The 13,802-nt window shown below is 69.0% G+C and carries 1 protein-coding gene; it reads left to right on the plus strand.

The features are described from left to right. Positions 1-95 precede the first annotated feature (95 nt). Positions 96-13,733 carry a filamentous hemagglutinin family protein gene (locus AC1RBA_RS23020; RefSeq protein WP_492419914.1) on the plus strand — a complete coding sequence of 4,546 codons (13,638 nt, stop codon included), beginning with the start codon at positions 96-98 and terminating at the stop codon, positions 13,731-13,733. Positions 13,734-13,802: the final 69 nt, after the last annotated feature.

Here is a 13,802-nt window from a genome sequence, read left to right on the forward strand (position 1 = left end):
GAAGCCGCGAATCAGTGCCTGCCGCCCGCCCCGTGCGTGGTGCGCGCCGCCTCGCGATATCGGTCAGCAACGGAACATGAAAAGGGAATGTCGCCATGCAGCGAAGCAAGTCGGTCACGAAACACGCATCCTCCTCCGCCATGGCGGGCAACCGGACCGGTCTCCCGGTGCGTCTGAAACCGCTGGCGTTGGCCATCGCCATGCTGCTGCAGGCGGGCGGCGCGCAGGCGCAGCAGCCGTTCAGCGGCGCCTGGTTCGCGGGCAAGGGTGCGCAGCAGGGCACGGCCGCCACCACGGGGCGCCTGCCGAATGGCCAGCCGGCTACCTCGCTGAACAATCCCCTGCTGCAGCAGCAAAAGGCCGAAGGCAAGCTGCAGCAATCGCTGAATAACCTGTTGCTGGCCGCGCGCGGCATCGCCGCCGAGCAGGCGGTGCAGGCGGCCGCGCGCCAGGCGGCGCTGGCGGCGGGCGGCGCGCCCGATGGCCTGGTCAAGGGCGGCTTGCAGGTCGACACGAACAGCCTGACGGCCGGCTGGCTCAATGCTCAGGGCCCTGTGCAGACCCAGGCCGACGGGAAGACCGTCGTGAAGGTCGTGCAGACGGACGACAAGGCGATACTGAACTGGGAAAGTTTTAACGTCGGCAAGAACACCAGCTTGCAATTCGACCAGAAATCGAACTGGTCCGTATTGAACCGGGTCAATGATCCGCTGGCGCGCCCCAGCCAGATCCAGGGCCAGATCAAGGCCGACGGCACGGTGATGATCGTCAACCGCAACGGCATCGTGTTTACGGGCAGCAGCCAGGTCGATACGCGCAACCTGGCGGCGGCCGCCATGGGCATGAGCGACAGCCAGTTCAAGAGCGGCCTGTACGGCAAGGCGCAGGGCACGGGCGCCGTACCGACCTTCGCGAATGACTTGCTGCTGGGCCAGAATACCTCAACGCATGGCAAGGCCGAGGCGGACGTCGTCGTCGCCGCCGGCGCGCGCATCGACACGCGCAAGCCGCAGACGGTGACGGAAGGCGGCGGCTACGTGCTGCTGGCCGGCCGCAGCGTCGACAACGCGGGTGCCATCACCACGCCGAATGGCCAGACCACCCTGGCCGCCGGCGACGCCATCATCGTGCGCCCGGGCCAGGGCACGGACAAGAACCAGTACTCGAGCACGCGCGGCAATGAAGTCGAGATGCTGCGCGTGGCGGACAGCAAGGCGGGCAGCGTCGTCAACAATGGGCTGATCCAGGCGGCCGGCGGCGACATCACGCTGAGCGGCAACACGCTGCGCCAGGATGGCGTGCTGCTGTCGAGCACCAGCGTCAACGGACGCGGCAGCATCCACCTGGCGGCGGCGGGCGAGAATGCCGGCGTCACCCTGGCGCGCGGCAGCGTCAGCGCCATTGTCATCGACGACAACGGCGCCACGGCGCTCGACGTGCAGCGTGATACCTTGCTGAAGGACACGGGCAAGGGCACGGACACGCCGCAGGACCGGCGCGACCAGTCGCTGGTGCGCATCGTTTCGGCCGGCAACGTGGAGTTCGAAGGCGATTCGCTGACCCTGGCCACGGGCGGCCAGGTGCTGGTCGACGCGGCCCGCCGCAGCCACGTGGCGCGCGACGCCGCCATCGACGTCTCGGGCGCCGTCGGCGTGAAGGTCGACATGAGCAGCAACAATGTGCTGATCAACGTGCAAGGCAACGAACAGCGTGACGCACCGGGCAGCCGCGACGCGAAATACCTGAACAACAGCGACGTGTGGGTTGACCGCCGCGACCTGGTGCTGGTGCCGGCCGGCACGAATGGCTACGCCACGGACCGCTGGTACACGGCCGGCGGCTTGCTGGAAGTGAGCGGCTACCTGAACACCAGCGGCCACGGCATCGGCGAATGGGCGGCCCAGGGCGGCACCGTCGGCTTTGGCGGCGGCGAAGTGGTGACGCAGGCCGGTTCGCGCATCAACATCGCCGGCGGTTCGCTGGACGTGCAGACGGGCATGGTCAAGCAGACGTGGCTGAAGGGCGCCGATGGCGCGATGTACAAGCTGAGCACGGCGCCCGGCGACAATTTGTACACGGGCCTGTACCGCGGCTATGAAAGCACGCATGCGCGCTGGGGCGCGAACACGACGGAAACGTACGCGAATGCCCTGATCGGCCCGCGCGAACGCCTGGAAAACGGCTATACGGTGGGCCGCGACGCGGGCCGCCTGATCGTGTCCACGGGCGCCGCCGTGCTCGAAGGCGATATCGACACCTCCGTCTTCCAGGGCGAGCGCCAGCAGCGCAAGCGCGATGACGGCATGGACAGCTACAAGCAGGCGCAGACGGCGGCGGCGCGTGCCGGTCAATTGATCGTCGGCAAAATGACGCCCGTCTTCGATCCGAAGGCGGGCCAGCTGCGCGACAGCCCGCAAGCCGTGCTGGAAAAGGTGCAAATCGGCAAGGTGGCGGGCATCGCCGATGGCCAGCTGCTGGGCGAAGCCTTGCCGGCCGCGCGCAGCAAGACCTTGCAGCTCGATGCCGACTGGCTCAACGGGCTGGAGCTGGGTGCCCTGAATATCTACGCCTACGACAAGCTCGACGTCAATGCCGACGTGCGCGTGGCCGATGGCGGCGACATCGCCCTGCACGCCACCGACGTGGCCATCAAGGCGAATGTCAGCGCGCGCGGCGGCAGCATCGCCGCCGGCGACATCGTCTCGCGCTACCTGGCGGGGGCGGGCGACGTATGGGCTGAAGGCAAGCTGGTGCCGGACAACCGTCCCACGGGAACGGCCGGCGTGCGCGTGGCGCCCGGCGTGCGCCTCGATGCGCGCGGCCTGTGGAGCAACCTGGAACTCGACCCGGGCGCGGTCGCCGGTTTGCCGTATGTGAATGGCGGCAAGGTTACCCTGAAGAGCTCCGGCGGCATCGACCTGACGGGCGGCAGCGTCATCGACGTCTCGTCCGGCGCCGCCCTGATGGGCAATGGCAGCCTGCAGGGCGGGCGGGGCGGCGACATCACCCTGGCCGTCGACCTGCCGACGGAGAAAGCGCCGACGGGCGCCATGCTCAAGCTCGACGGCGAATTGCGCGGCCATGGCGTGAAGGGCGGCGGACGCCTGGTGATCGACAGCGGCGCGGCCGTCAGCATCGGCGGCAAGCTGCAGGGCGGCGACGTGCTGGCGGCGGGGACCGGCGCTGCGCCAGGCCTGCGCCTGGCCGATGAATTCCTGATCGCCCAGGGCGAGAAGATCCCCTTCGATCTTGCGCTCAGCACCAGCCTGATCAAGCCGGGCCAGGTTTTGAGCAAATCCGTGACGGCGGACGTGTCGGTGCAGAAACCGCTGGTGCTGGGAGCCGACCTGCTGGTGCCGTCAGGCGCCTATGTCGTCATCGCCGGCGGCACGTCTGTCTACCAGGGTTCCATCGTTCGCGCCGGCAGCGTGCTGACAGCCGTCAACAACCTGCCGGTCGGTTTCATGGTCTCGGCGGCGGTCTTTCCGAACGGCTTGCCGATCCCGCCGGTGACGACGCAGTATGCGGCCGGCAGCATCGCCACCGACGACCTGCGCGCGCCGCGCGGCATGCTGCTGCCGGCCGGCACGGTGCTGGGGCGCGACGTGACCGTCAAGCCGCTGCTGGCGCTGGACGCCAGCCTGTTCCAGAGCGGCTTTGCCGACTATGCCGTCACGGGCCGCGATGGCGTGGTGGTGGTCAAGGACGCGCACATCGACGTCACCATGCCCGTGCTGCGCTTTAATCCCGCCACCGGCCACACGGTGGCAGGCGGCACCGACCCGGGCGCCGCGCTGGAAGTGTGGACGCCGCCGCTGTACCAGGAGGATGCGCGCAAGGCCCGCTTGACGCAGCGTACCGGCGCCGACCTGTCGCTGACGGCCGGCAGCTCCTACGTGAAGGGCGCCCTGGCGGTGCAGGAAGGCGCCGCCATCAAGGTCGATCCGGGCCGCCAGATCAGCCTGACGGGCAATGATCAGATCACCATCGACGGCCGCCTCGACGCCTGGGGCGGCAAGATCGCCGTCCTGCCGGGCACGTTTGGCACGGGCAATGAGGTGGATGTGCCGAACGGCAAGGGACAAGCCACCTCGATCTGGATCGGTGACAAGGCCGTGCTCGACGTGGCCGGCCGCGCCACGGTCGCCACCGACATGCGCGGCGGGCGCTATGGCCGTGCCGACCAGGGCGGCAGCATCGAAATCGGCGCCCGCTACAAGGCCGATGCGGCCAGCGTCGACGCGGCCGATGCCTTTGTCGTCGTGCGTCCGGGCGCGCTGCTCGACGCCAGCGGCGCGCACGCCACGCTGGACTTGCCGCAGCAGGGCACCGTCAACGTGGCCGGCAACGGCGGTTTGATCTCGCTCAGTTCGTATAACGGCATCTTCGCCGACGGCACCCTGCGCGCGGCGGCCGGCGGCGCCGGGGCGGCCGGCGGCACCCTGGCGCTGGCGCTGGACACGCCCAATTATGGCAAGGTCAACCGCTACACCTTGCAAGGCGACAACGTGGACAACGCGGTGCGCGTGCCGCGCGAAATGCAGCTGGCGCAGGTGCAGGGCGAGAGCGCCTTGCCCGACGACTTGCGCGCCGGCCAGCAGGATGCGGCGCTGCGCTACGGCAGCGCGCGCCTGGGCGCCGACCGCGTGCAGGCCGGCGGCTTCGACAACCTGGCCCTGCACGTGAACGGCATGCTCAGCTTTGACGGCGACATCAATCTGTCGCTGGGCCAGAGCCTGCGCCTGAGCGCCTCCTCGCTGGGGCTGGCGCAGCAGCCTGTGCCCGATGGCGAGGACAAGGCGGGCAGCCTCGCCAGCCAGGTGCGCCTGGCGGCGCCGTATGTGCGCCTGGGGACGGCCGCGCGTGCGCAGAAGGATGACTACATCGTGCCCAATGCCGTGAAAGGCTCGAAGAACCTGGGCAAGGGACGCGGCATGCTGGGCGTGCCGCTGGTGGCCGAGGATTCCTTGCTGCAGATCGATGCGGGCATGCTCGACATCGCGGGCGAGGTCAACATGGGCACGCGCGGCACCATCGCGCAGAGCAGCGGCGCCGACCTGGTGGTCGAACGCGACGCCTTCGAGCAGCTGACCCTGAGCAGCCGCGGCGACATGCGCCTGTCGAACAGCGCCGCCCTGTACCAGCCCGGCAATGCCACCCTGGTCGCCGCGCAGATCTACCCGGCCACGGGCGACAGCGGCATGGTCACGGTGGGCCAGAAGAGCGGCATCGACGAGTATGGCAATATCCGCGTCACGCTCGATCCCCTGCGCACGCTCAATATCGGGCGCAGCGGCGACGGCGCCACGCCGAACCAGCCGTTCTCCGTGTTCGGCACCCTGAGCCTGGTTGCGCCCACCATCAACCAGCATGGCGTGCTGCGCGCGCCGCTGGGCCAGATCAACCTGGGCGCCGAAGGCTTTGAAGCCAATACGGGCCGCGTCAATCTGTTGCCTGGCAGCCTGACCTCGGTCAGCGCGAAAGGCTTGACGATGCCCTACGGCGGCACGCTCGATGGCTTGAGCTACCTGTATGACGGCAACGATGTCGTCTTCAAGGGCGTGGGCAACGGCCCCGAGATCGCCTTGACGGGCGCCGCCATCGACGTGCAACAAGGCGCCGTGCTCGACCTGTCGGGCGGCGGCACCTTGACGGGCGCGGCCTTCCTGGCCGGACGCGGCGGTTCCACCGATGCGCGCCTCAATCCGCTGGTGCAGATGAAGCCGAACGGCGGTTTCACCTTGCCCGGCCTGAACACCAACCCCGTGTACGCCATCCTTCCCGGCGTGCAGCCGGACGTGGCACCCTTGACGGCCGAGCAAGGCGCGGGCAAGCCCGCCGTGGGACGTCAGATCACTATCGGCGCGGGCGTGCCCGGCCTGGCGGCCGGCACCTACACCCTGCTGCCGTCGAATTTCGCCCTGCTGCCTGGTGCGTTCCGCGTGGAATTGAATGGCCTGGCCGGCGCCGTCGAGGCGGGCGGCACGGTGGCCATGCGCAATGGCTCGTATGCGACGGCGGCGCAGACGGGCGTTGCCGGCACGGCGATCCGCGACGTGGTGGCGCGCCAGGCCATCCTCACGCCGGCCGACGTGCTGCGCACCTATTCCCAATACAACGAGACGGGCTATGCCGCCTTCGCCGTGGCGCAGGCTACGCGCGACGGCGTGCCGCGCGCCGCGCTGGAGCGCGATGCCAAGGGCGTGCGCGTGCAGCTGATCGCCCCGTCCGTGCACAGCGTCAAGGACAACCATACGCCGTTGATGATGGATGGCAGCGCCCTGTATGCGCCAGCCGAGGGCGGCTTCGGCGGCTCCCTGCTGCTGGGCACGGGCAACCATGCGTCGACGCGCTACGAGGTGCTGGCCGACGGCACGGCGCCGCTGGCCGATTTCAATGGCGTCTCCGTGCATGCCTCGCAGATCAATGCCTTCGGCGCCCAGCGCGTGGGCATCGGCGGCTTGCCGCGCGTGACCTACAGCGACTTTGGCACGGGCAGCAACCAGCGCGCCAATATCGCCGCCATCAAGGAATCGGCGGGCGGCATCGTGCTGCGCGACGGCGCCGTGCTGAAGGCGGCCGAAGTGTTTCTGGTGACGGCGAGAAAAGACGACGGCATCGTCCTGGAGCAGGGTTCCGGCATCAATACGCTGGGCCGCGGCAAGGCCGCCTGGGATTCACGCGACGGCTATGTGTACGAGCCCATGGGCAGCGTGCTGGCCGTTTCGAACGGCTGGCTGGACATGCTGCCGGCCGCGCCGCCGTCGTCCGAATCATATGGCCCCGGCATCATCGATATCGGCGCGTGTGCGAAGGCGGGCGGCGCCTGCAGCGGCAGCACCTCGCTGTATTCCGAGGGCACCATCGCCGCCGTGACGGAGCGCGCGTTTACCCTGCGCGACAACGTGCGCTACGGCACGCGCAACCTGGTGCTGGCGATGGGGTCGATCAATGTCGGCAGCGAGGCGTCGCTGGCCGACGCCAGCGCCCGAGGCGCCCTGCCGGACGGCCTGGCGCTGAACCAGGGCGTGCTCGACCGCCTGCTGCGCGGCGACACCAGCACGGGCGCACCGGCGCTGGAAAACCTGGGTTTGACGGCGCGCAATTCCTTCAATTTCTATGATTCGTCGCAGCTGTCGACCATCGATGCGGCCACGGGCAAGTCGTCGCTGTCGCGCCTGGTGCTCAACACGCCTGCCATCTACGGCTATGGCGGCACGGACGCGCTGGCGCGCATCCACACGGACACCCTCGTGTGGCAGGGCGCGACGAATGCGCCCGGCGCCGTCGTCGCCAATGGCCCCGGCACGGGCAGCGGCCGCCTGCAGGTCGACGCCAGGCGCATCGAATTCGGCTTCACGCCGGACAGCCGTCCCGACACCATCCACAAGCTGGACCGTCTGGTGCTGGGCTTCGGCCAGGTGGCACTCAATGCCAGCGAACAGCTGACGGCCAACAACAAGGGCAGCCTGTCCGTCTACCAGTCGCAAAGCGCGTGGGATACGGCCACCAATGGCTACCGCTACAGCGGCGGCGATTTGCTGATCAACACGCCGCTGTTGACGGGCGCGGCCGGCTCCGTCAACCGCCTCACGGCGGGCGGCGCCGTCAAGGTGAGCGCACCGGCCGGTGCCGCCGCCGCCACGCCGACGAATGCGGCGCTGGCCGGTGCCCTGGGCGCCGAAGTGGCCCTCAGCGGTAACAGCGTCAGCGTGGATACGGCGGTGATCTTGCCGAGCGGAAAATTGACCCTGTCGGCCGAGCGCGATGTATTGCTGGGTGACAAGGCCAAGCTGGACCTGGCGGGCCGCAAGATCGATTTCTACGACACCAGCAAGTACAGCTGGGGCGGCGACGTGATCCTCGACAGCCGCGAGGGCGACGTGCGTCAGGCGGCCGCTTCCGTGATCGACGTGTCGGCCGTGAACAACCGCGCCGGCAAGCTCAGCGTAATCGCCACGGGCGAGGCGGCCGGCACGGCCGACTTGCGCGGCAGCCTGCTGGGCGGCGCCAGCGGCAGCTATGACGCGGGCGGCACTCAGGTAGCCTACGCGGCGGGCGGCCTGGAGCTGCGCGCCCAGCATGTCGGCGATTTCGCCGGCTTGAACCAGCGCCTGAACACGGGCAAGGTATTCGGCAGCCGCGGCTTCCAGCTCAAACAGGGCAATCTGGCCATCGGCGACGAGCTCAAGGCGCGCGAAGTGAGCGTCTCCGTCGATGGCGGCAGCCTGACGGTGAACGGCCGCATCGACGCCAGCGGCGAACAGGTGGGCAGCATCCGCCTGGCCGGCCGCGACGGCGTCACCATCCAATCCGGCGCCGTGCTCGATGCGCACGGCACGGTGCTGCGCACGGACAGCTATGGCCAGGTGATCGAGGCGCCGAACCGCGCCGTGATCGAACTGGCCGCGCCTGGCGGCCGCCTGACCCTGGAAAACGGCGCGCGTTTCGACCTGCGCAGCGGTGACAAGGGCGGCAACTACGGCAGCATCGACCTGAACGCGCGCCGCCTGGGCGGCGCCACGGGCGACGACATCGACATCGACGCGGCTGGTGCGCTGAACATCGCCGGCGCGCGCACGATCAACGTCAATGCCTTCTGGCAATACAAGGATGCGCCAGCGGGCACGGGCAAGGATGCGGACGGCCGCAGCTACCAGGGCATCAACCAGGCTTACCTGAACGAGAAACACGGGGACAGCCAGGTCTTCATGGCCAATGCGCTGGCGAACGGCAACTTGATGAACAACAAGCTGCGCGGCTTGCGCGGCGACGCCAATGCTTTCCATTTGCGCCCTGGCGTCGAGATCGTCAGCGCCACGCCGGGCGGCGACCTGCATATCGATGGCGACATCGACCTGTCCGGCCACCGCTATGACGGCGTCAATCCGCTGGCGCGCCTGAGCGGCGTGTACGGCTCGGGCGAAGCCGGTGCGCTGGTGCTGCGCGCCGGCGGCAAGCTCAGCGTCTTTGGCAGCATCACCGATGGTTTCGATACCAGCGTCCTGCCCGTCACGATCGATGACAAGGGCTGGCAGCTGGTGAAAGGCCGGTTGCCGTGGGGCGGCGAGGTCGTCGTGCCACAAGCGGGCCTGGTGACCCTGGCCGAAAACACCTATTTCAAATCGGGCACGAGCGTCAATTTCGCCGTGCCGATGAAAGCCATGGAGTTGCGCAGCGGTACCTTGCTGGCGGCGCGCGCCACCTTGACGGCGGAGCTGAACTTGCCTGCAGGCAGCGTGCTGGGCGGCGCCGTGCGCAATGCCGACGGCAGCGTGCTGTACGCGGCCGGCACCGTCTTGCCGAAGGCGCTGACTTTATCGAGCGGGATGCAGCTCGATGCCGGCCTGCGCCTGCCTGGCGCGGCCCAGGTGGCGGCCATGGTGTGGCCGGCGAACGTGGCCCTGCCTTTCCCGGAAGGCCGGCCGTGGGACGTGGCCGATGGCACGAATGCCGTCAATGGCGTGGTGCTGGCCTCGGCGCTGGCGCTGGACAAGGGCAGCGTGCTGCCCGCCGGCACCGTGGTCAGGCTGCCGGGCGACGTCACCATGGTGTCGCTGCGCAGCGCGGATGGCAGCGGAAGCCAGGGCCGCAACCTGGCGCTGGCGCCCATGCTGGCCCAGGGTTCGCAAGCGTGGTCGCTGCGCCTGGTGGGCGGCGCCGATACGGCGGCGGCCGACACGCGCGCGTTGAAACCGCATGCGAAGGACGCCCATCTGATGCTGGCCGATACGCATTACGGCCTGGACGCGGTGACTTCCATCGTGCCGGGCACGGGTTCGCCGGCCAAATATATCTTCAGCGAAGCGGCTCTCCTCGAAGGATATCCCGAAGGCGAGGTTGACATCAGCTGGTTTGGCGACGAGGCAAACATGCTGGAAAACTATGGCTATCTGGTGGTCAAGGTGGCCGACGGCACGCCGCCTGAGAAGGTGACCAGCGTGGAGCCGGCGCGCCAGCCCCTGTTCAGCGTGCTGCGCACGGGCACGGGCGACCTCGATTTGCTCGCCGCGGGCGACTTCGACATGCGTTCGCTGTATGGCGTCTACACGGCGGGCACGCAGTCGGCCTCGCCGCTGGTCGGCGGCAAGGATCTGTTCAACCTGCCGCGCGGCCTGAACGCCAAGGGCCAGCTGCTCGGTGCGCTGGGCACGGACTTTACGCCGTTTGTCGATGGCGGCAGCCAGAGCCTGTACCGCGCCTGGTATCCCGAGCATGGCGGCAATCTGCTGCTGCGCGCCCAGGGCGACGTCAAGGGCGATACGCTGGGCAGCTCCACCCAGCGCCGCGAGGATGCCATCGGCTGGCTGCGCGCGCAACAGGACACCAGCGACATCGGCACCTGGCTGTGGCGCCAGGGCAGCGGCAGCACGGGAGGCGGCGTGCCGACGGCATGGTGGATCAATTTCGGCACCTATGTCGCGCGTCCCGAAGGCGTCGACCTGTTCTCGGGCTTGCCGGGGCTGTCGGGCTTCACGGGCATCGGCACCCTGGGCGGCGGCAATCTGCTGCTGCAGGCGGGCGGCGACGCCGGCATGCTGGCCTCGCGCGCCGATCCGGGCGGCGAGTTCGCGCCGCGCAGCCAGGGCCTGAACGTGGCCGTGGGCAGCACGGGCAGGGTGACGCCGGACGGCAAGCTGCTGCTGACGGGCGGCGGCGACCTCGATATCCGCATCGGCGGCGGGCTGAACCCCGTGGCCGAGGTGCGCAGCTTCGACAGCAATAGCGACCGTCCTAACCCGAATACGCGTTTCGAACGCCAGATCCCTGGCCTGAACAGCACGCTCACCAACCTGCGCGGCGCGCTGCGCCTGGAGGCGGGCGCCGTGGGCGGCATCGAATTGCGCTTCGACCGCGCCGATCCGACGGAATCGCGGCCGTATGAAACCTACACGGCGGGCACGGCGATCGCCAGCGGCGGGCCGATCCTGGTGCCGGGCGACAGCGGCGTGCGCATCGATGCGCGCGGCGACGTGGTGCTGGGCGGCGTGGCCGATGCGGGCCGCGTGAAGCAACTGGGCTATGGTTCGCCGTTCAGCTACCAAGGCGTGGAGCGCACCGGCGAAGGCTGGAGCTGGTTCTCGCTGTGGACGCCGGCCACGGCCATCGACCTGTTCAGCGCGGGCGGCAACCTGACGCCCACCTCGTCCTGGATCAATGCGATGGCCGGCGACAACCACGCGCCGACGGACGGGCGCTTCGTCATGCCATCCGTGCTGCGCGCCGTGGCCGCCAGCGGCAGCTTGTACTACGGCAATGCCAGCCTGGGCAGGCTGGGTGATGGCGGCAAGGTGGACATGCCGCAAAACGGCGTGATCCTGGCGCCGTCGCCAGTGGCGCCGCAATTTGTCAGGACGGGCACGGGGCAGCTGGAAATGCTGGCCGCCGACTCCATCCATGCGGCCGGTTATCCGATCACGCCATCGGGCGCCGACCCGCGCCTGCTGCCGAATCCGTTCAATCCGGGCTTCGTCGGCGCACTGGACAAGGTCTGGTTTGGCCTGCTGCCGCTGCATAACGTCAGCGCCGATGCGCTGGCGCCGGGGCCATTGAAATGGTTTGGTACGACGTCGAATGGCGCCAGCGATGCCAATCAGCAAGTGTATCCGCTGTTCAGCATGACCCCGCCGACGGTCTCCGACTATGTGCCGGCAGGCCAGTTGCCCGCGCACTTCTATGCCAACAGCGGCGACATCGTCGGCCTGCGCACGGGCGGCATCGTGTACCGGGCGAAGCTGAAGGGCGAAACGGGCCCGCTGGGCCTGTGGTACGAGGGCGGCGGCGCCGTGGCCGTGCGTGCCGGACGCGACATCGTCAACTCCGGCACGCCGCTGGGAACGGTCGAGAGCGTGCCGGACGGCGCGGCGGGATGGACCGGCCAGCCCTTTGCCAACAGTCCCGAGCTGCCGGAAAAGCCGGTCGTCTTCGGCAGCTCGTCGGCGCGCGGCAATCTGTTCGTGCACCGCCATGCCGATGACGTTTCCGTCGTCAGCGCCGGGCGCGATATCCGCTACAGCACCTTCTATGTGGCGGGGCCGGGCCAGCTCAATGTGAGCGCCGGGCGCGACCTGTACATGGCCGACAAGGCGGAATTGCGCAGCCTCGGCTCCATCGTCAATGTCGGCCAGGACAAGCGCGGCGATGGCGCCGGCATCAGCGTGGCCGCCGGCGTGGGCCGCAACGGTCCCGACTATGCGGCCTTCGCGGCGCGCTACCTGGACCCGGCCAAGCTGGCCGATCCAAGCAAGCCGCTGGCCGACCAGGCCGGCAGCGCCGTGTATGTCTACGGCGGCAAGCTGACCCTGGCCGACTGGCTGCGCGGCCAGTTTGCCTACAGCGGCGACGAGGCGGGCGCTGCCGCCTTCCTCGGCACGAAGCAGGCCGAGCTGGAGAAAGCCGGCCAGCAGACGGGCGGCGTGCGGCGCGACCTGGCGCGCGAATACGCGCAGGTCAGCCAGCTGCACCTGGTGAACTGGCTGACGACGCGCTTTGGCGGCGACAGCGGCCTGGGCATCCGCTACGACCCGGCCACCGATGCGCGCAGCTTCTTTGCCGCCTTGCCGAAGGAACAGCAGCAGGTGTACCTGAGCAATGTCTACTTTGCCGAGCTGAAGGCGGCCGGACGCGAGTACAACGATGCGGACGGCGCGCGCCGCGGCAGCTATCTGCGCGGCCGCGAAGCCATCGCCACCCTCTTCCCGGCGCAGGACAAGGCGGGCAAGAAGATCGAGTACCAGGGCGATCTGACGATGTTCAGCAGCGCGCTGTACACCGTCAGCGGATATGGCGGCGTGTTCACCAAGCGTCCCGTCGCGGGCGTGCGCTACCTGAGCCCGCAGGAATGGGCCGAGGCGGGCCGTCCCGACTACAACGTGCCTTACGTGACCGTCAATGATGCCGGCATCCACACGGATTTCGGCGGCGACATCGGCATCACGGTGCCGGGCGGCCGCGCGCTGATCGGCGTCGACGGCGGCTATGCGCCGGGCGAAGGCTCGGGCGTGCTGACGCAGGGAAAGGGCGACATCCAGATGTATGCGAAAGACAGCATCCTGCTGGGCCAGAGCCGCATCTTTACTACCTTCGGCGGCAACATCCTGGCCTGGTCGGCCACGGGCGACATCAACGCGGGCCGCGGCACCAAGTCCACCGTCGTCTACACGCCGCAGCGCCGCGCGTACGACAGCATCGGCCTCGTCAGCCTGTCGCCGAGCACGCCGACGACGGGCGCCGGCATCGCCACGCTGAATCCGATCCCGGAGGTGCCGCCCGGCGACATCGACCTGATCGCCCCGCTGGGCAGCATCGACGCGGGCGAGGCGGGCATCCGCGTTTCGGGCAACGTCAATCTGGCCGCCCTGCAGGTGGTGAATGCGGAAAACATCCAGGTGCAGGGCAAGTCCACGGGCGTGCCAACCGTCGCCTCGGTGAACGTGGGAGCACTGAGCAATGCCAGCGCGGCCGCGACGCAGGCCGTGACGGCGGCGCAGGACGTGCTGCAGCGCGAACGGGCCGCCACGCGCCAGGCGCAGCCGTCGTTGTTCACCGTGAAAGTGTTGGGTTTTGGCAACGAGCAGGCGGATGAGGGCGGCACCGGCAAGCAGCAGGGCGGCGAGCCGCACGCGTCCAGCTACCAGCCGGCCGGCGTGGTGCAGGTGCTGGGCGCGGGACCGTTGACGGCGCCGCAGCTGCAGGCGCTCACGCCGAACGAGCGGCGCGGACTGCAACCGTGAGTTTTATGAACATTTGATGACATTCGGCAGTCGTCGCGCGCGGCTGCTGTCTAGGCATCAGTAGATGAA

This window comes from Janthinobacterium sp. GW823-FHT03B06, from assembly GCF_058796955.1.